This is a genomic window from Amorphus sp. MBR-141 (assembly GCF_053628695.1).
The window spans coordinates 37,130-56,854 of sequence record NZ_JBRJGW010000008.1 but is presented as its reverse complement, the minus strand read 5'-3'; the positions used below and the strand labels follow the sequence as shown (position 1 = coordinate 56,854).

Genomic DNA, 19,725 nt, shown 5'->3' with positions numbered 1-19,725 from the left:
CTCCGGATTTGCCTCAGTCGGGCCGCTTCATCTCGCAGGTGTCCTGCACCGGATAGATCGCCTGGTCGCCCGGCACCACCGACACGGCTTCGAAGCCCATGTCGGTATCGTCGGCCGGATATTTCGGGTTCTTCACCACCTTGGAGACGACCACCGGACGGATCGTCTGGTGATCTTCCTTGCGCACCGAGATCGGCCCGACGGGGGTTTCGTAGGTGGTGCCTTCCAGCGCCGTGGCGATCGCCGTCACGTCGATGTCGCCGCCCTTGAAGTCCAGCCCGTCCAGCGCCTGGGCGAGCGCGCCCGCGGCGAACGCGGCCTGGGGCTCGACGAAGGTCGGATAGTGGCCCATCGCCGCCTTGTATGCCTCGGCGAAGCTGTCGTCGGTGGCGGCGGAGTTGTCGTAGCTGTTGGCGATGTAGTGGCCGAGCGCCGTTTCGCCGGCGTTGGCGATGTTGCCCGGCTGATCGAGGAAGGCGGTGGCGAAGCGGACCTTGAGGCCGGAATCGCCGGTCGCCTTCATCAGCAGCAGCAGGTCGTTCGACCAGTTGCCGGTGACGACGGTGTCGGGGGCGGCCGCCTTGATCTTGGCCACGTAGGGCGCGAAATCCTGGATCTTGTTGACGTCGTGCAGCGTCGTCTCGACGACCGTGTAGCCGCCGGCCTCGGCCGCCGCCTCGGTCGCCGCCTGCATGTCCTGGCCCCAGGAGTAGTTCTGGTTGATCGCGTAGACGCGCGTGCCGAGATCGCCGGCTTCCTTCATCGCGCTGACCAGCGCGTTGACGCGCATCGGGGCGCTGGTGGTGTAGCGGAAGTGGTAAAAGTGGCACTTCCCGCCGGTCAGCTCCATCGCCTCGGCGCCGAGGTTGATGAACATGATCTCCTTGCCGGGATTGCGCAGGTTGTGCTTGCGCACGTCCTCGGTGATCTGGCCGGCGATGGCGGAAGAGGCGCCCTGGAACACGATGTCGACGCCGTCGGCCACGGCCTGGCGGAACTTGTCGGCCGCCTCGGTCGGGCCGCCGGCGTTGTCGTATTCGATCACCTCGACGGGTTCGCCGTTGAAGCCGCCCGCCGCATTCAGCTGGTCGATGCTGTACTGCACGCCGGCCGAGAACATCCGGCCCGTGGAGGTCTGCGAGCCGGACAGGCTCTCGATGATGCCGATCTTCAGGGGCTCGGCCTTGAGCGGCGTCGCGCCGAGTACGCAGGCCGAGGCCAGAGCCACGGCGATGGCTTCATGTCGCATGGTGTTTCCCTCCCAGGAACAGTTCTTTTTCGAGCGCCCGCCGCCTGCCAGGACGGCCGCGCACTCCTCGCAAGGGCGTTTGCGCCTCTTGCATCGAGACAAGACTACGCGAAACGCGCATCATGTAAAGATGTCAGATGATAGATGCTTGATCTGTGATCACACATTAGGAGAGCCTAATTCAGTGTCTCCCCACCGCCGCCAATGCGTGGAGCCCGACCCGCCCGAACGGGCCCGGACTGGCGGCCGCCGCCAAGGCGGCGGACCCGGGAAATCGGCCCGGGAAACGCTGCCCACTCGCATCTCACCGTCAGGACGGGGTATGAAAGTCGGCCACGTCCCTGGCGGACGGACCGATTCCCCTGCATCGAGGCAGATCCAGAGTTGACCACGCTAGAGCCCCGGCCCGCCACATTCTCCCTCGATCCGGTCGACGTCTCGACCGTGCAGGAGCGGGTCTATCAGAGCCTTCGCCTCGCCCTTCTGAAGGGCCAGTTCCTGCCCGGCGAACAGGTGTCGATCCGCAACCTGGCCCAGGCGCTCGGCACCAGTGCCATGCCGGTGCGGGAAGCGGTGCGGCGGCTCGTTTCCGAAAAGGCGTTCGAGCAGTCCACCGACCGCCTGCTGCGCGTCGCCCCCTACGTGGCGGCCGAGCACGAGGAGTACATCCGGATCCGGATGCAGCTCGAGGGCTACGCGGCCGACCGGGCGACCGTGGCGAAGACGCCGCAGATGATCGACGCCCTGGCGGCGCACAACGAGGCGATGCGCCGGGCCCTCGGCTCGGCCGACTTCGAGGCCGCGCTTGCCGCCAACCAGGCCTTCCACTTCGAGATCTACCGCGCCGCAGGATCGCCGCAGCTCGTCGACATCATCGCCAGCCTCTGGCTTCGCACCGGCCCGATCCTGGCCGCCTCCCGCAACAGCGCAGGGCTGTTCGAACGGCTGTTCGACATCGGCTGCTCGGTGCATGAGGAGATCATCGAGGCGATCGCCCGGAAGGACCGGGCCGCGGCACGGCGGGCGGTGAACCTGGACATCCGCGCCGCCCACGTTTCGATCCGCCGCGCCCTGATCGCCGCGCACGCCGACGGGTCGATGACAGCCCGGCCGAAGCAGCGGCGCTAGCGCGCGGAAGCGGTCACGCTTCCGGTCATCTCCGGCGGGGGGAGTTCGCACGCGTCGGGATGGTCGCTTGGGGGGTGTGCGCAGGCCCGTGCGCACTGCGCGTACGCAGGCCCGTGCGCAGCGCAAAAAGGCCTGAATGCGCAAAATAGCGCAAAAAAGCGCAGATGCGGGAATGGTACGCCCTAGGGGAGTCGAACCCCTCTTTCCAGAATGAAAATCTGGCGTCCTAACCGATAGACGAAGGGCGCACGACGCTCGCTTTCGCAAACGCTGGCGGGGTTATAAGGAGCACGGCGCGCGTCGGCAAGGGGCGAAAGCACGCAATCCACGGGTGGGCGCATCCAAATTCGGCGCGTCGCCCGTTCGACCGGTCCGGCCCCGCCGGCCGTGCGCAAAAATCGCACGCCGCTGCCACCATACCGCCGAAGTCGGCTTGAATGGATGGGACGGGCGGGCTAACCGCATCCGGTTGCGGCCCGGCCCGCGCGCCGACGTCCGGCACCGCCCCCGCTGCCGGCGGGCACGCCGGGCACCGACCACGAGAAGGACGAGCCGATGGCATTGCTGTCCCACTTCGCGCGACTTCGGACCCTGCTGCGGCACACGGCACCGCGGGCCGTGCGCCCGCTCGCCCTGGTCGCGCTGGGTACCGGGCTGATCGCCGACCCGGCCCTCGCCCAGGAAGGCCCGATTCCGCCGCGCGATCTCGGCGCGATCGACCAGCAGCTGCAGTCGATCCTGCCGGTCGCGCAGCCGAACGTGCCCCAGTACTTCCGCGCGCCCTCGGGCGCCGGCATCAGCGTGCGCCCCTTCGAACCCGTCTCCCGCCGCTCCAATGCGCTGTGCATCAACTGCGCCAATCCCTGCCGCGGCTACGAGGTCACCTACACCCGTGCCGACCAGGCCGAGCGCGTCGTGCTGGAGGGCTTCCGCTGCCGCAACTCCGGCGGCATGTGGGTGATGGTGCAGCCGGAAACGATCATCGCGCGGGAATCGACCGTGCCCGAGGCGCCGATCTACGGCCAGCCCGGCCTGGAGAACGTGCCGGAGATGTCCGAAGAGGAGCTCCGCAACCGCGGCCTGCTGCCGCCGCTGTCGCCCGATATCGCCAACGGCACGCCGCAGTCGCTGACGCCGGATGGAGAGCTCGCCGACGGCACCCAGGAAGGGGTTCCGATCCCCGACACCTTCGGGCAGAACGCCGGGGCCGGTGCCGGCCAGGGCGAGATCGAGTCCGCGCCGCTCCCCGACGCCACCGCCGGCCAGCCCGGCGACGGCCCGCCCGCCCAGACCGCCGGAACCGAGAGCGGCACGGAGCCGCTGGCCGGCGCACAGGCGCAGAACGAGGTCATCGGCGGAACGTCGACGACCCCCGTCGACACCCCGCCGGCCCGGCAGATCACCGAGGCGGACAAGGTCTCGCGCGTCATCTATCCCGGCGGCGCCGACCTCGATGGCGCCGCCCAGCCCAGGCCCACGGATGCGCCGCCCCAGCGGGACGACACCGACACCGACATGAGCGCCGCGCTGTCCGACCCCGGTGTCGTCAGCCGCCTGAAGCAGTTGCGCTACCTGCCTCAGTCGGCCTCCGGAAGCGACCGTGAGCAGGTCCGCCAGGCGGTCGGGTCGTTTGCCGTGGACGAGCAATTCGCCCTGCCGGTCGACGCGGCCGCGCTGTCGGCCCGGCTCGAGGCGGCCGCAGAGCGCAACGAGGCGATCGCCGCGTGCACGAGCACCGCCGGCGTCGAGATGATCTGCGAGGAAGGCAAATAGGGCAGCACCCGGTCCAGGCATCCGGCCTGCCGCTCCGGGCGGCGAGGAATGCCCAAGACGTTGATGCTGCAGCCATTTTTTACCGACGAGATCCGTTTGTCTGGTCGGGAAGGCGTTAATCCGCTGCCGTGTCGAAGAGGTCGCTGCGCCGGGTCGGATCGCCCTTGGCGCCGCTGACGCGCCAGATGTCGTAGCGGGCGATCGGCACCCCGTTCGCCGATCGCGTCAGCGTTCCGATCTGCTCGAAGTGCTCGAAGCGCGCGCCCAGAATGTCGGTGCCGAGCCGGCGGTGTTCGTCCAGCACCAGCCCGGGCTTCTCGAACAGCGAAAGGTCCGGCGCCGGCAGGTTGGCGTAGCGCAGCGGTTCGACGATGCCGAACACCGGCACCTGCGGCAGGTGGAAGGAGAGTTCGCCGGTGACGGTGTAGTGCACCGCACCGATCCAGGCCGCCCCCTGCGCCTCCCGGATGTTGTCGACCTCGGTCGCAAACGTGCCCCAGCCGCGCAGCTGCTTGGTCGGATCCTTGGTGGTGACGAAGCCCGCCGAGAACCCCGAGTGGACGATCGCCAGGAGCGCCAGGCCGATGCCGACCGCCGCCACCCAAGGCCGCAGCCGCTCCCACGGCTTGCGGTGGGCGATCGGAATCCACATCAGGTTCGCCGCCTCGGCGGAGATAAGCGCGATCGCCGGATAGAGCGGCGCCGGCCAGTTGCCCTGGACCCGGTCGTGCAGACCGTGAAGCAGAAGATACGCCAGAAACGGCAGGCTGGAGAGCAGCAGCAGCCAATGGCCCGGATCGCCGTCGCGCCGCCCGTATCTCAGGATGTTCCGGATGCCCAGCACCAGGAACGGGATCATCAGCGGCCCGATCAGCCCCACTTCCGCAAGCAGGAACTCCGGAATGAAGCGGATCTCGACGTGATCGCCGGCCACCCGGCCGAACTGCTTGGCGAAGGACACCCAGTCGTGCTGGGCGTTCCACCAGACCACCGGCGCCGCCAGCGCCAGCGCCAGCGCGCCTCCCACCCACAACCAGGGGCTGGCGAACCACTTCCGGGCGCCGGGAATCAGCACCAGCCAGAGCGCGATGCCACCGCCGAGAAAAAGCCCGGAATATTTCGACAGCAGCCCGAAGCCCGCGAAGAGGCCGACGGCAAGCCACCAGCGCCCGTCCGACGACCGGTCCAGCTCCACCAGCGCCCAGAGCGCGAGGCCCCAGAAGAAGGCCGAGGGCACGTCCGGGGTGGCGATCATCGCGCCGATGCCGACCAGCAGCGTGGCGTTGAACCAGATCACCGCCCGGCCGGCGGTGCGGCGCTCGTCGTAGAGCAGGATCGCCGTGCGCCAGATCGCCAGCGACCCGAGCGAGACGGCGATCACGGTGAAGAAGCGGATGCCGAGCGTCGTGTCGCCGAAGATCGCCTGGCCGGCGGCGATCCACCACGCCACCATCGGCGGGTGGTCGTAGTAGCTCCAGGCCGGCGCCATCGCCCAGAGCCGGTAGTAGGCCTCGTCTTCGGTCAGTTCGATGGTGGCGGCCGCCACCAGCCGAATTGCCGTCAGTGCCAGCATGATCGTGACGATCGTCGCCGGCGACGCGAGGTCGACCAGCGGGCGGCGCGGCGCGGAGACCGAGGTGGCGGGGGCCGGGCGCACGGGCGACCGCCTCAGCGCACGCGCCAGGTGAGCGCGGCGCTGGCGGCGTAGTTCCACACCGAGCCCACCACCGCACCGGCGATGCCGGCCACCCACCAGACGTGATCGGACCCGTGTACCGCGCTGGCGACCCCCACGTTGGCCACCACCCCCAGCGAACAGACCAGATAGAAGGAGACCAGGCCGCGCAGCATCGCCAGCCCGTGCAGGCGCCGGTCGCGATAGGTCAGCCAGTTGTTCAGGAAGAAGTTCCAGGTCATGGCCACCACGGTGGCGATCGTCTGGGCCACCCCGAACGCCATGCCCGGCACGGCGATGCCTGCCCGCAGCGTCGCCAGATGCACCACGACGCCGGTGGCGCCGACGCCCATGAACAGGATGAAGCGCACCGACACGGCGTTGAACAGCAGCTTCGACAGGATCAGCGCCAGGAACTCGATGGTCACCAGCTCATCGAGCTTGCTCTCGCCCGCGACGCGCTCGCGGAAGGAAAAGGGGATCTCGACGACGCGGGTGGAGCGCGGCGCCGAGGCGACGATGTCGAGCAGGATCTTGAAGCCCTGGCGCGCCAGCTTCGGCTCCAGGCGCTCGACCATCTCGCGCTTCAGCATGAAGAAGCCGCTCATCGGATCGTTGAGCCGCACGCCGAGCAGCACCCGGGCGAGCCCGTTGGCAAGCCGGCTGCCGGCCTGGCGCACCGCGGACAACCCTTCGGTCGAGGCGCCGCCGTCGACGTAGCGGCTGCCGACGGCGATCTCGGCGTCGCCGCTCTCGATGGCGGCGAGCATCGCGGGCAGGATCGTCTCGTCGTGCTGCAGGTCGGAATCCATCACCGCGACGATCGGCGACGCGGCAGCGATCATCCCCTCCACGCAGGCGCCGGAGAGGCCGCGCCGGCCCACCCGGCGGATGCAGCGCACGCGGCCGTCCCGTTCGGCGAGCGCGTGCACCACGTCGGCCGTGCCGTCGGGCGAATCATCGTCGACGACGATGATCTCCCAGTTGCGCCCGGCAAGCGCCGTGCCGACGCGCTCGATCGCGACCGGAATGTTGTCCCGTTCGTTGTAGGTCGGCAGCACGACGGTGATCTCCGGCGCGCTGTGCGGGCCGTAAACCGGGGTGCCGGCCGGTTGCGGGGCGGAATCGAGAGGCTGCATCACGCGCGGTACGCCGTCAGGAACATGTGACCGCCGGGTGCTCGCTGGCGCCCGGCCGGCCGGACCATAGCCCGCGCAAGGCCGAATGCAATGGCCGGTCCGTGCTTGCCCAACGCGCGCCGCGCGGCAACCCGACGCGCCGCGGTGGTCGAGCCGCTTCCGAGCACGGGTCGGCGGGCCCCGCAAAAGCCGGGCCGGGCCCGCCGAACCATCGTGTCGGGGTGGTCAGGCCGCGCGCGGCCCGGGCGTCCGGCGCTGGTCGCGGAGACGCACGTAGAGCTGGTCGAGCATCAGCATCACCGCCAGCGACAGCCCGACCAGCGGAAAGACCAGCCCGCCCACCACGAGCATGGCCAGCAGGCCGGCGAACACCCGCCGGTCCAGCGGCATCGGCGGCACCCCCATCGAGCCGGCGGGGCGGCGCTTCCACCACATCACCCCGCCCGACACCGCGAGCAGCACGATCGCCATGCAGGCGCCCAGCAGGACGAGCTTGTTGGCGAGCCCGAAGGCCTGGCCCATGTGCAGGCTGACGCCCCATTCCGCCGCGCGGCCGAGGGCCCCGAGGTCCGAAAGCCCCATGTCGAACAGCACGTCGCCGGTGTACTGGTCGAGATGGATGACCCATTCCTGGGTGACGTCGTCGGGGTAGACGGAGGCGGTGAACACCCCCTCCGGTCCGCTCGGCATGTTGAGCGCATAGCCCGGATGGATGCCCCGCGCCTCGATCGTCGCGACGATCTGGTCGAGACCGGCGGGCACGCCGGCGGCAGCGCCGGACACCGGCATCGGTTGGTGCTCGAGGATCCATGGCGCCCGGTCGAGCGCCTCGCCGGTCGGCATGGTGGAGGTCGGGTAGCTCCCCCAGTAGCCGTCGGGCATGCCGAGGCCGGCCTTGTAGGACAGATCGTAGAACTGGTTGCCCCAGAAGCCCGACCACGGCAGGCCGCTGACGGCCAGGAACACGATGAACACGCCCACGTAGAGGCCGGTCACCGCGTGCAGGTCGCGCCAGAACGGCCGGCCGCGCTTGTTGCGCACCCGGACGACGCCCACGGCCTTGCCGCGCGGCCACCACAGAAAGATCCCGGTGGCGACCAGCAGCACGGCCCAGCCGGCCGCCGCCTCGACGAGGCGGTTGCCCCACCAGCCGACGAGATCGAGGCTGTGGAGCTTGCGCACGGTCCACATCAGCCCGGTTCCCGACGAGCCCGCGTCCCATGCGCTGCCGAGGACCACCCCCGTGTACGGGTTCACGTAGAGGGTGTCCTTGACGCCGTCCGCCCCCTTGATCTTCACCTCGGCAGATCGGTCGGGGGCGGCGGCGGGCATGTAGGACGTCAGTGTGCCGGGATGGGCGGCGAGCGCCGCGGCGGCGATGGCCGACGGCGCCAGCGGTTGGGTCGCGGCCGGCTCGACCAGCCGGAGACGGGCATAGGCGGCGTCGTTGATCTCGTCCTTGAAGAGGTAGATCCCGCCGGTCACCGCCAGCAGGACCATGAACGGCAGAACGAGCAGGCCGGCGTAGAAGTGCCAGCGCCAGACGGCGCGGTAGAGATCGGTGGGCGCACGCACGGCGGCCGTGCGCACGGGCCCGGAGGCAACGTGGGACATGGGAAACTCCTGACATCGAAAGGGGATCGGCGCCGCGCGCGGCGGCCGGTCTGCGTCGGTGCGTCAGGAGATCGCGGGTGGGGCCCTCGCCTCCGCCGTGCGGATGCGCAGCAGCGACGACGGCACGGTGCGGGGTGCGGATGCGCGGACGAGCGCCGCCGGCTCGAGCCGGCCAACGATGGCGCACGGCGCATCCGGGGCCGGCATCGCGGCGGCCGCGACGCGGCTGAGGGCACAGAGCGGACAGTCCATCCGGCGCTCGGCCGGTCGATCGGACCCGCCGGTGCCGTCGGCGGTGGCTCCGGTCGACGAGCAGATCACCTGCAGCGGGTCGAAGGCGACCGTCGCCATCGCCCCCTGCGCGGCACCCCACAGGAACGCCTGCAACAGGCACAGATAGATGATCGCCACCGCCGAAGCGGCGGACGCGCCGACCCTTGCCGTGCTTCTCACCCTGCCCATGCTGACACCATGCCAAGCCGGTACCGGCAAGTCACTGCGGCAGATGCGTTCGTCCGGCCATTGTCCACGTCAGACGGCGGCCGGCGCCGCGGCGGCCGTGCGGCGGGCGGCAAACGCCCGCGCCGCATCGCCGAAGGCCTCGAACAGCCGCCGCGACGGCGGATCGGTGCGCGCCCAGAATTCCGGATGCCACTGCACGCCGAACGCGAAATCCTGCGCGTCCCTGACCCGCACCGCCTCGATGGTCCCGTCCGGCGCGGTGGCCTCAACGACCAGCCGGTCCGACAGCGTGAACATCGCCTGGCGATGCAGCGAGTTCACCATGAAGCTGGTCTCGCCCATGATCGCCGCCAGCTCGCCATCGGGCACCAGGTCGACGGCGTGGCGCAGCTTGAAGCGCTCGGCGTTGTCGTCGGATTCGGGCGGGCGGTGGTCCATCCGCCCGGGGATCGCGTGGACGGCCGGATGCAGCGTGCCGCCCAGCGCCGCGTTGAGCTCCTGCATGCCGCGGCAGATGGCGAGCAGCGGCACGCCGCGCTCGATCGCCCGCGCGATCAGCCTGAGCGACACCGCGTCGCGCGCCTGGTCGTAAGGCTCGGCCTCCTCGGTGGGCGTGCCGCCATAGCGCGACGGATGCACGTTGGAGCGCGAGCCGGTCGCCACCACGCCGTCGGCGCGGTCGAGCAGGTCGTCGACGTTCAGCGGCTTGTCGAGGGTGGGCACGATCACCGGCACGCCGCCGGCGACCTGGGCGACGGCCTCCAGATACTGGGTGGGGGTTGCTGCCCAGACATACTTGTCGAACGACCTCTGGTCCGACGTGACGAGAATAAGGGGGGCTGACATTCGACCTTGCCTAACTTCCTGTGCTGAAACACACGGCCCAGTTCTTAGCACTTCGTCGCCGCGTCGGCGCGCGCCATGAGGCGCGCTTCGAAATGGTTCAGAAATCTGCCCAATTGCAACTGCGACCCTTGTCGGCTCCGGAAACATGCGTTTTATATCTGAGCTCGGTGCGTAAAAAGAACCGCCGCCTGCCGTCCGTGTCGGCAACGAGTGGTCCGTGCGTCACCAGCGTCTCAACCGGGAGGAAACCCATGGATCGCCGTTCTTTTCTGAAATCTGCAGGCGTCGCCGCCGGCGCCACCGCGGCGTCGGCCACGCTGGCCGCGCCCGCCATCGCCCAGGGTCTGCAGGAGTGGAAGCTGGTCACCACGTGGCCGAAGAACTTCCCCGGCCTCGGCACCGGCGCCCAGCGCTTCGCCGACAAGCTCACCGCCGCCACCGACGGCCGCATCACCGTCAAGCTCTACGGGGCCGGCGAACTGGTTCCGCCGTTCGAATCGTTCGACGCGGTGCAGAACGGCACGGCCGAGCTCTACCACGGCGCGGAATACTACTGGCAGGGCAAGCACCCGGCCTTCGCCTTCTTCGCGACGGTCCCGATGGGCCTGACCGCCGGCGAGCAGGACGCCTGGGTGCAGTGGGGCGGCGGCCAGGAGCTGTGGGACGAGCTCTCCGCGCAGTTCAACATCAAGCCGTTCCAGTGCGGCAACACCGGCGTCCAGATGGGCGGCTGGTTCCGCAACGAGATCAACACCGTGGAGGATCTGCGCGGCCTGAAGTTCCGCATGCCGGGTCTCGGCGGCGAGGCGCTGCGCCAGCTGGGCGTATCGGTGATCAACCTGCCCGGCGGCGAGATCTTCCAGGCGCTGCAGTCCGGCGCCATCGACGGCACCGAATGGGTGGGTCCGTGGAACGACCTGGCCTTCGGCTTCTACAAGGTCGCCAAGTTCTACTACTATCCGGGCTTCCACGAGCCCGGCCCGACGCTCGGCGTCGGCCTCAACAAGGGCATCTGGGACAAGCTGTCGGATTCCGACAAGGCGATCGTCGCCTCCTGCGCCCGTGACGAGAACAACAACATGTACGCCGAGTTCATGGCCAAGAACGGCCAGGCGCTCAGCACGCTCATCAACGAGCACGGCGTCCAGCTGAAGAAGTTCTCCGACGAGATCTTCGACGCCTTCGGTTCCGCCTCCGAAGAGGTGGTGGCCAAGGTTGCCGAGCACGACGATCTCGGCAAGCGGATCTACGACAGCTACATCAAGACCCGCAAGGACCTCGCCGGCTGGACCGACATCTCCGAGCAGGCCTACTCGCTGGGCCGCGACCGGATCATCGGCAAGCTGTAGGCCGCAGGGGGCGGCCCCGCCCCTCGCCCTTCATCGGACGGCGCGGCAGACCGCCGCGCCGCTTCCGTGACGATCTGGCGCGCGGCCCGCGCGCAAGACCCCGCAGGAACAGTCCGCATGCGTGCCCTCGCCACCGTGATCGATGCCTTGAATCTCTGGACGGGCAAGATCCTGTCCTGGCTCGCGCTCGCCATCGTCGTCGTCCAGTTCGTCGTCGTGGTGATGCGCTACGTGTTCGGGGTCGGCTCCATCCAGATGCAGGAGCTGATCATCTACATGCATGCCTTCCTCTTCATGCTGGCGGCGGCCTATACGCTGCGCGTCGACGGGCACGTGCGCATCGACATCTTCTACCGCGAGGCCTCGCCGCGCCGGAAGGCGTGGGTCAACCTGCTCGGCTGCATCTTCTTCCTGCTTCCCGTGTGCATCCTGATCGGCTGGATCAGCTGGCCGTACGTCTCCAACTCGTGGGCGATCTTCGAAGGCTCGCGGGAATCCTCGGGCATTCCCGGCGTGTTCCTCCTGAAGACGGCGATCATCGTGTTCGCCGCGCAGATCGGCCTCCAGGGCATTTCGATGATGTGCCACTCCCTCCTCGCGCTCGCTGGCGACGAACGGGAGCTCGCCGCTCTCGACGCCCCGATGCAAACGCCCTGAGCGCCCCATGACATTCGCCGATTTCGCCCACCTTCTCGACCTGCTGATGTTCGTGGCGGCATGCGTCGTGCTGCTGTCGGGCTTCCCGGTCGCCTTCACGCTGTCCGGCATCGCCCTGGTCTTCGGCCTCATCGGCATGCTCTTCGGCGTGTTCGACATCGCCTTCTTCGCCGCCCTGCCCCAGCGCATCTTCGGCACCATGACCAACGAGGTGCTGGTCGCCGTGCCGCTGTTCATCTTCATGGGGGTGATGCTCGAGCGCTCGCGGGTCGCCGAGGAACTCCTCGACACCATGGGCAAGCTGTTCGGCCACATGCGCGGCGGGCTCGGCCTGTCGGTGTCCATCGTCGGCGCGCTGCTGGCGGCCTCCACCGGCATCGTCGGCGCCACCGTGGTGACCATGGGCCTGCTGTCGCTGCCCACCATGCTGAAGCGCGGCTACAGCCCGCGGCTCGCCTGCGGCTCGATCGCCGCCGCCGGCACGCTCGGGCAGATCATCCCGCCCTCCATCGTCCTCGTCGTGCTCGGCGACCAGCTGATGAACGCCTACCAGAAGGCGCAGCTCGACATGGGGATCTTCTCCCCCGAGACGGTCTCGGTGGGCGACCTGTTCGCTGGCGCGCTGCTTCCCGGCCTGATGCTGGTGTTCATGTACATCGCCTACCAGCTGATCGTCGCGCTGATCTGGCCGGCCTCCAGCCCCGCCATGCCGCCGGAAGAGGGCGAACACGTCACCTTCGGCCGGTTCATGCACGCGCTGGTGCCGCCGATCGTGCTGATCGTCTCGGTGCTGGGCTCGATCCTGGCCGGCGTCGCCACGCCCACGGAAGCGGCCTCGGTCGGCGCCGTCGGCGCGCTGCTGCTGGGCGGCCTGCGGCTCGACCAGGGCCGGCCGATCCCGATCTACGTCGCCGGGCTCGCGGTGGTCGGGCTGCTCATCCTCGTCGCCACCGTCGACATGCGCGTCAACCGCGAGGTCATCGGCAGCAGCGATCAGCTCGCCATCTACGTGGCGTTCGCGCTTTGCGCCCTCGTCGCCTATGGCTGCCTGGTGGCGTTCCTGCGGGTGCTGCGGGCCGGCGTCATGCAGCCGGTGCTGGAAGGCACCACCCAGATCACCTGCATGGTGTTCGTGATCCTCATCGGCGCGGCGCTGTTCTCGCTGGTCTTCCGCGGCCTCGGCGGCGAGGAGATGGTGAAGGAGTTCCTCTCCGGCCTGCCGGGCGGGACGATCGGCGCCATCCTCGCAGTCATGCTGCTGATGTTCTTCCTGGGCTTCTTCCTCGACTTCCTGGAGATCGTCTTCGTCGTCGTGCCGCTGGTCGCTCCGGTGCTGCTGATGATGGAGATGCCCAACGGCGAGCCGATGAGCCCCGTCTGGCTCGGCATCATGATGGCGGTAAACCTGCAGACCTCGTTCCTGACGCCGCCGTTCGGCTTCGCCCTGTTCTATCTGCGCGGCGTCGCGCCGCCCGAGGTGAAGACCATGTCGATTTATCTCGGCGTCATCCCGTTCGTGCTGATCCAGATCCTGGCGCTGCTCATCCTCTGGTACGTGCCGCAGCTCACCACCTGGCTGCCGACGGTCATCTACGGCAACTGACACCGGCCGCGTTCGCGCCCACCGCCCGCACCGTCATCACAACGGCGCGGGCGGTTTCGTTTCCGGTTGACCCGGGCGGTCGGGAATTGGAGTCTCTCCAGACAACCCCTCCACCTCTCTTCCCGAGGATCGCCCGCATGGCCCCGCGCCCCGTCACCCTGGACGAGAAGTACGACCTGGCCACCGAGCGCATCTTCGTGTCGGGCACCCAGGCCGTCGTGCGGCTCACCTTGATGCAGCAGGCCCGGGACGCGGCGCTGGGCAAGTCGACGGCGGGCTATGTCACCGGCTACCGCGGCTCGCCGCTCGGCGGCCTCGACCAGCAGTTCGCCCGCGCCGGCAATCGCCTGCAGGAGGCCGGCATCGTGTTCCAGCCGGGCCTCAACGAGGACCTGGCCGCCACCGCGCTGTGGGGGACGCAGCAGGCCGAGCTGCGCGGCACCGGCCGCCACGACGGCGTGTTCGGCGTCTGGTACGGCAAGGGTCCGGGTGCCGACCGCTCTGGCGACGCCTTCCGCCACGCCAATCTCGCCGGCACCTCTCCCTGGGGCGGCGTGCTGGCACTGATGGGCGACGACCACACCTGCGAATCCTCCACCACCGCCCACCAGTCCGAGTTCGCCTTCGTCGACGCGATGATCCCGATCCTCAGCCCGGCGGGCGTGCAGGAGGTCATCGACTACGGGCTCATGGGCTTCGCGCTGTCGCGCTTCGCCGGCACCTGGGCGGCGCTCAAGTGCGTCAAGGACACCATCGAATCGACCGCCTCCATCGACGGCAGCCTCGACCGGCTGCCGATCGTGCGGCCCGATTTCGCCATGCCGCCCGGCGGTCTCAACATCCGCCAGGGCTTCGACGCACTCGGCCAGGAGGAGCGCCTCCACACCCACAAGATTCCGGCCGCACTTGCCTTCACCCGCGCCAACCGGATCGACCGCATCGTCACCCACGGCGGCCGACGGCCCCGGCTCGGCATCGTCTCGGTGGGCAAGAGCTGGCTCGACGTGCTGGAGGCCCTCGACATCCTCGGCATCGACGAGGTCGACTGCGCCCATCTCGGCGTCCGCCTCTACAAGGTCGGCTGCCCCTGGCCGCTCGACCCGGAGGGGGCGGCGGAGTTCGCCGCCGGCCTGCCGCAGATCCTGGTGGTGGAGGAAAAGCGCGGCCTGATCGAGGGCCAGCTCAAGGAGATCCTGTTCGCGCGCACCGAGCGGCCGGTCATCGAGGGCAAGCGCGACACCGGCGGCGCCTGGCTGTTCCCCTCCAACGGCGCCCTCGACGCGACGATGATCGCCGAGGCGATCGGCACGCGCATCGTCGCGCTCACCGGCGACGAGCGGATCGCCGCGAAGCTGGAGCGCGTCCGCGCCGCCCGGCGCCGGCTCGCCGAGACCACCGACATTTCCAGCCGCCGCCCCTATTTCTGCGCCGGCTGCCCGCACAACTCCTCCACCGTGGTGCCCGACGGCAGCCACGCGTTCGCGGGCATCGGCTGCCACTTCATGTCCATGTGGATGGACCGGTCGACCGAGGGCTTCACCCAGATGGGCGGCGAGGGCGCCAACTGGATCGGCGAGGCGCCGTTCTCCACCACCCCCCACGTTTTCCAGAACATCGGCGACGGCACCTTCAACCATTCGGGAATCATGGCCATCCGTGCCGCCAAGGCGGCAGGCGTCACCATGACCTACAAGATCCTCTACAATGATGCGGTCGCCATGACCGGCGGCCAGACCAACGACGGTGGCCTGACGGTGCAGCAGATCGCCGCCGAGGTCGCGGCCATCGGGCTGGAGAGGCTGGTCGTCGTCAGCGACGAGCCGGACAAGTACACCACCGGCTGGCCGTCGGGCACCAGCGTCCATCACCGCGACGATCTCGACGAGGTCCAGCGCGACCTGCGCAAGCTGCCCGGCCTGACGGTGCTCATCTACGACCAGACCTGCGCGGCGGAGAAGCGCCGCCGCCGCAAGCGCGGCACCTTCCCCGACCCCGACAAGCGCGTGGTCATCAACGAGGAGGTCTGCGAGGGCTGCGGGGACTGTTCGGTGCAGTCCAACTGCGTTGCCGTGCAGCCGGTTGAGACCGAGTTCGGCCGCAAGCGCCAGATCGACCAGTCGAGCTGCAACAAGGACTTCTCCTGCCTGAAGGGGTTCTGCCCGTCCTTCGTCACCGTCCACGGCGCCCGCCTCCACAGGCGCTCCGAGACCGCCGTGGAGGCCCCCCACGCAGCGCCGCTGCCGGAGCCGTCGCTGCCGGGCCTGTACAAGCCCTACGGCATCCTGATCACCGGCGTCGGCGGCACCGGCGTCGTCACCATCGGCGCGATCCTCGGCATGGCCGCCCACCTGGAGGGCAAGGGCTGCGGCATCATCGACATGGCCGGGCTGGCCCAGAAGGGCGGCGCCGTCACCAGCCATCTCAAGCTGGCGCCGTCGCCCGAAGACCTGCACACCATCCGCGTCGGCACCGCCGGCGCCGACCTGGTGCTCGCCTGCGACATCGCCGTTGCCGGCATGGCCAGGCAGCTCGGCGCCATCGATCCCGGCCGGACGCGCATCGTCGCCAACACACACGAGCAGCTGCCCGGCGACTTCGTCAAGGATCCCGACTTTTCGCTGCCGACGCGCCGCGTCATCAAGGCGCTCGGCGACGCCGCCGGGCCCGACCGCGCCGCCTTCTTCGCCGCCACCGAAATCGCCACCGCCGTGTTCGGCGATGCCATCGCCGCCAACATGGTCATGCTGGGCGCCGCCTATCAGCTCGGCACGATCCCGGTCTCCTCGCTGTCGATCGAAAAGGCGATCTCGCTGAACGGGGTGGCCACCAAGCTGAATCTCGCCGCCTTCCGCTTCGGCAGGCGGCTCGCCATCGATCCGACGGCGGCCGAGGGCCTCGGCGGCGCCGGCCAGGCCCCCGAGCTCGCCCATCGCCAACTCTCCGGGGATCTCGACGAGACGATCGCCCGGCGCGCCCGCATCCTCACCGACTACCAGAATGCCGACTACGCCGCCCGCTATCTGAAGCGGCTCGACCAGATCCGGCAGATCGAGACCCGGATGGCGCCGGAGCGCTCCGATCTCCTCGACACCGTTGCCCGCTCGCTGTTCAAGCTGATGGCGATCAAGGACGAGTACGAGGTGGCCCGGCTCTACACCTCGCCGGCGTTCCGCGCCCAGCTTGCCGGCCAGTTCGAGAGCTGGGAGCGGCTGGAGCTCAATCTCGCGCCGCCGTTCCTGTCGAAGACCGATCCGCGCACCGGCCGCCCGGCCAAGCGCACCTTCGGGCCGTGGATCCTCAAGGTGATGCCGATGCTCGCCTGGGCCCGGCGCTTCCGCGGCGGCCCGCTGGACGTGTTCGGCCGCACCGACGAGCGCCGGCGCGAACGACAGGTGCTGGCCGACTACGAAGGCGTTCTCGACGAGATCGTCAGCGGGCTCGCACCGGAGACCTGGCCGGCCGCCGTGGCGCTGGCCGCCTATCCCGAAAAGATCCGCGGCTACGGCCCGGTGAAGGACGCCGCCATCGACCGGGCGCACGCCACCCGCGAGGAGCTCCGCCGCGCCTTCCGCAGCGGTGCCCGCCCGGCGCAAGCGGCCGAGTAGATCCCCTCAAGACGAAACAACCCCGCGACCGTTGGATCGAGGGGTTGTTGAAGGCGTCCTGCGGATCGGCGCTGGCGGGAACCTCAGTTCCAGGGCAGCACCGAGTTGACGCGGTCGAAGGCCTTGCCGATGCGCCCGATGGCGCCGGTCTGCGGCTCCTCCGGCACCAGCGCCAGCGCCGTCGACTTGGCGGCGACGTCGCCCTCGGCCCCGTCGGCCGGGGCCGCAGCGGCGTCCGCCGGCGACTGGGGCGGCAGCGGCACGCTGGAGGCGATCTCCATCATCCGCGCCGGATCGTCGGTGGGTTCACCGGCCGGAGCGGCACCGGGGATGACCTGGGGCGTCTCGGCGGGCGCCGGCGACACGCCGGCCGCGTCCTTGTCGGAGTTGCCCTTGATGATGCCGGCGATGACCGCCTTGCGGGCCTCCCAGTCCTCTTCCCGCTTCTCCTTGCGCTCGAGCGACGCGAGGATCTGCTGGGTGCGCTCGTTGTCCTGACGCTGCTTGGAGGCGACCGCGATCCAGATGTCCTGAGGCACCTGGTACTCCGGGCAGGCGTCGGATGCGCGGAAGGACTTGCCGTCCTTGGCCTCGGCGTCGAACACGTACTTGTGCTCGCAGACCGCGACCTGCGGCTCCTGGTGCGTCACCTCGAAGTGGTCGTAGCCGTCCTTCAGCATCGACCAGAACGGCATGTTCTCGTCGCCGTGGTGCTTGGCCAGGTTCTCCGGCGTCATGCGGAACGGATAGGCCTGAACCTGGAAGGCACGCTGGCCGCCGCGGAAGGCCTCACGGCCGAGCGCATAGATCTCTTCGATCTGCTCGTCGGTCATGGCGTAGCAGCCGCGCGACGAGCAGTCGCCGTGGACCATCAGGAAGGAACCGGTGCGGCCGAGGGAGGCGTCGTAGCTGTTCGGATAGCCGAGGTTGAAGGCGAGGTGGTAGCTCGAGTTCGGATTCATCTGGGCCGGGCGGATCGTGTAGAAGCCCTCCGGCGACTGGCGGTCGCCCTCGACCTTCTTCGGCCCGAGATCGCCCGACCAGGCGCAGATCTCGTAGGTTTCCAGCAGCGCGAACTTGCCCTCGCGGGTCTTCTTCCAGACCTCGAGCTCGTTCTCTTCCTTGAAGATGCGGACCAGAATCGGCGACGTGGTGGTCATGTCGAGCCGCTTGATCTTCGCCATGATCGACGGGCTCAGCGGCTTCAGGTGCTTGGGCAGGTCGGAGACCTGGCAGCCCGCCACCGCGAGTCCGATCGCAGCGACCGCGATCAGCCCGCGCCAGCTCGACAGAATGCCTCGGCAACTCGTCACGACAGTCACCCTTCGGTTTGATCCCGGCCCCGCATGAACCATGCGGGCCGCCGATCATATCCAAGGAACCGAAGCCCCGCGCCCACGTTTACCATGCCGCGGCCGGCTTCGGCGGGGACGGCCCTGGCCGTCCTCACGAACGCCGAGTGTGCCCGACCCGGGTTGCCAAACAGTAACCGCCATTCCGGTGACTGGTGCAACCCGTCTCCGGCCAATGCCCGACGGTTTTCCAATCCCTCACATCACACCGAAATTGCGGCGTTGTTGTGACGCGCGCCTGCCGGGCGGCCTCAGCGGTCGAGGGTTCGCCCGATCGCCAGGAACTTGTCGGCCCGGGCGCGCTTCAGCGTCGCCGCGTCCTCGCGCACCAGCGAGGCGAGCGACGCCTCCACCGCGTCGCCGACGGCGCCGATCATCGCCGCCCGGTCTCGGTGCGCGCCGCCCACCGGCTCGGGCACGATCTCGTCGATCACCTTCAGCCGCAACAGGTCCTGGGCGGTGATCTTCATGTTGGTGGCCGCGTCCTGGGCCCGGGCGGAATCGCGCCACAGGATCGACGCCGCCCCCTCCGGCGAGATGACGCTGTAGATGGAATGCTCCAGCATGATCACCCGGTTGGTGGTCGCCAGCGCGATCGCCCCGCCGGAGCCGCCCTCGCCGATCACCACCGCGACGTTCGGCTGGCCGAGCGCCAGGCACGCCTCGGTCGAGCGCGCGATCGCCTCGGCCTGGCCGCGCTCTTCGGCGCCGATGCCGGGATAGGCGCCGGCGGTGTCGACCAGCGCGATCACCGGCAGCTTGAAGCGGTCCGCCAGCTTCATGATGCGCACCGCCTTGCGGTAGCCCTCGGGCCGCGCCATGCCGAAATTGTGCTTCAGGCGGGTGGCGGTGTCGTGGCCCTTTTCCTGGGCCAGCACGGCCACCGGCGTGCCCCGGAAGCGGCCCAGCCCGCCGATGATGGCGGCGTCCTCGCCGAAGGCCCGGTCGCCGGCGATCGGCGTGAACTCCGAGATCAGCGCGGCGATGTAGTCGCTGGCGTGCGGCCGATCCGGGTGGCGCGCCACCATGGTCTTCTGCCACGGCGTCAGCTTCGCGTAGAGGTCCTTCAGCGCCTGGTTCGCCTTGGCCTCGAGGCGGGCGATCTCGTCGTCGACGTCGACCGAGCGTTCGTCGCTCGCCGCCAGCGCGCGCAGCTCCTCCAGCTTTCCGACGAGGTCGGCGACCGGTTTTTCGAACTCCAGAAAGCTATGCATGCGAGGTGTCGGATCCTTCGGCGGTCGGGGTGGCGGGACCGTGAGACCCGCCGCCCGGG

The 19,725-nt window shown here is 69.3% G+C and carries 14 protein-coding genes and 1 tRNA gene; 6 read left to right on the top strand and 9 right to left on the bottom strand.

What is annotated here, in order from left to right; genetic code table 11:
• Positions 1-13: 13 nt before the first annotated feature.
• Complete coding sequence (locus ACSSVZ_RS12720) at positions 14-1,249, bottom strand: branched-chain amino acid ABC transporter substrate-binding protein (RefSeq protein ID WP_453970517.1); 1,236 nt, start codon at positions 1,247-1,249, stop codon at positions 14-16.
• A 384-nt stretch (positions 1,250-1,633) separates the two neighbouring features.
• On the opposite strand from ACSSVZ_RS12720, the gene ACSSVZ_RS12715 reads away from it, so the two are divergent.
• Positions 1,634-2,377 carry a GntR family transcriptional regulator gene (locus tag ACSSVZ_RS12715; protein WP_453970516.1) on the top strand — a complete coding sequence of 248 codons (744 nt, stop codon included), beginning with the start codon at positions 1,634-1,636 and terminating at the stop codon, positions 2,375-2,377.
• A gap of 173 nt (positions 2,378-2,550) precedes the next feature.
• On the opposite strand, the gene ACSSVZ_RS12710 is transcribed toward ACSSVZ_RS12715, so the two are convergent.
• Positions 2,551-2,625: transfer RNA gene (locus ACSSVZ_RS12710), tRNA-Glu, on the bottom strand.
• A gap of 307 nt (positions 2,626-2,932) precedes the next feature.
• On the opposite strand from ACSSVZ_RS12710, the gene ACSSVZ_RS12705 reads away from it, so the two are divergent.
• Positions 2,933-4,150, top strand: a complete 1,218-nt coding sequence (locus ACSSVZ_RS12705; RefSeq protein ID WP_453970514.1) for a hypothetical protein — start codon at positions 2,933-2,935, stop codon at positions 4,148-4,150.
• A gap of 115 nt (positions 4,151-4,265) precedes the next feature.
• Here ACSSVZ_RS12705 and ACSSVZ_RS12700 read toward each other — a convergent pair whose 3' ends face one another.
• The 5 genes from ACSSVZ_RS12700 to ACSSVZ_RS12680 form a co-directional block, all read right to left on the bottom strand.
• Positions 4,266-5,807, bottom strand: a complete 1,542-nt coding sequence (locus ACSSVZ_RS12700; protein WP_453970512.1) for a glycosyltransferase family 39 protein — start codon at positions 5,805-5,807, stop codon at positions 4,266-4,268.
• Positions 5,808-5,818: 11 nt separating this feature from the next.
• Positions 5,819-6,964 carry a glycosyltransferase gene (locus tag ACSSVZ_RS12695; protein ID WP_453970758.1) on the bottom strand — a complete coding sequence of 382 codons (1,146 nt, stop codon included), beginning with the start codon at positions 6,962-6,964 and terminating at the stop codon, positions 5,819-5,821.
• 225 nt (positions 6,965-7,189) lie between these two features.
• A complete protein-coding gene (locus ACSSVZ_RS12690) occupies positions 7,190-8,578 on the bottom strand; it encodes a PepSY-associated TM helix domain-containing protein (protein ID WP_453970511.1) in 1,389 nt (462 codons plus the stop codon).
• A 63-nt stretch (positions 8,579-8,641) separates the two neighbouring features.
• Entirely contained in the window at positions 8,642-9,040 is a 399-nt protein-coding gene (locus tag ACSSVZ_RS12685) for a DUF2946 family protein (RefSeq protein ID WP_453970509.1), read from the bottom strand.
• A 69-nt stretch (positions 9,041-9,109) separates the two neighbouring features.
• Positions 9,110-9,886, bottom strand: coding sequence for a gamma-glutamyl-gamma-aminobutyrate hydrolase family protein (locus ACSSVZ_RS12680; protein WP_453970508.1), 777 nt, complete (start codon positions 9,884-9,886; stop codon positions 9,110-9,112).
• Positions 9,887-10,137: 251 nt separating this feature from the next.
• On the opposite strand from ACSSVZ_RS12680, the gene ACSSVZ_RS12675 reads away from it, so the two are divergent.
• From ACSSVZ_RS12675 to ACSSVZ_RS12660, 4 genes are all read left to right on the top strand, one after another.
• The gene (locus ACSSVZ_RS12675; protein ID WP_453970506.1) at positions 10,138-11,235 is read left to right on the top strand and encodes a TRAP transporter substrate-binding protein; all 1,098 of its coding nucleotides are present in this window, start codon (positions 10,138-10,140) and stop codon (positions 11,233-11,235) included.
• Positions 11,236-11,352: 117 nt separating this feature from the next.
• Positions 11,353-11,892: a TRAP transporter small permease subunit gene (locus ACSSVZ_RS12670; protein ID WP_453970503.1), complete on the top strand. Its 540-nt coding sequence runs from the start codon at positions 11,353-11,355 to the stop codon at positions 11,890-11,892.
• 7 nt (positions 11,893-11,899) lie between these two features.
• Positions 11,900-13,495 (top strand): TRAP transporter large permease, encoded by a 1,596-nt coding sequence (locus ACSSVZ_RS12665; protein ID WP_453970501.1) that lies wholly within the window; start codon positions 11,900-11,902, stop codon positions 13,493-13,495.
• Positions 13,496-13,632: 137 nt separating this feature from the next.
• Positions 13,633-17,100, top strand: a complete 3,468-nt coding sequence (locus ACSSVZ_RS12660) for an indolepyruvate ferredoxin oxidoreductase family protein (protein WP_453970500.1) — start codon at positions 13,633-13,635, stop codon at positions 17,098-17,100.
• Positions 17,101-17,183: 83 nt separating this feature from the next.
• Here the strand turns inward: ACSSVZ_RS12660 and ACSSVZ_RS12655 are convergent, their stop codons facing one another.
• Entirely contained in the window at positions 17,184-18,413 is a 1,230-nt protein-coding gene (locus ACSSVZ_RS12655) for a L,D-transpeptidase family protein (protein ID WP_453970498.1), read from the bottom strand.
• A gap of 290 nt (positions 18,414-18,703) precedes the next feature.
• Positions 18,704-19,666, bottom strand: a complete 963-nt coding sequence (locus ACSSVZ_RS12650) for an acetyl-CoA carboxylase carboxyltransferase subunit alpha (RefSeq protein ID WP_453970496.1) — start codon at positions 19,664-19,666, stop codon at positions 18,704-18,706.
• Between the last annotated feature and the right edge of the window lie 59 nt (positions 19,667-19,725).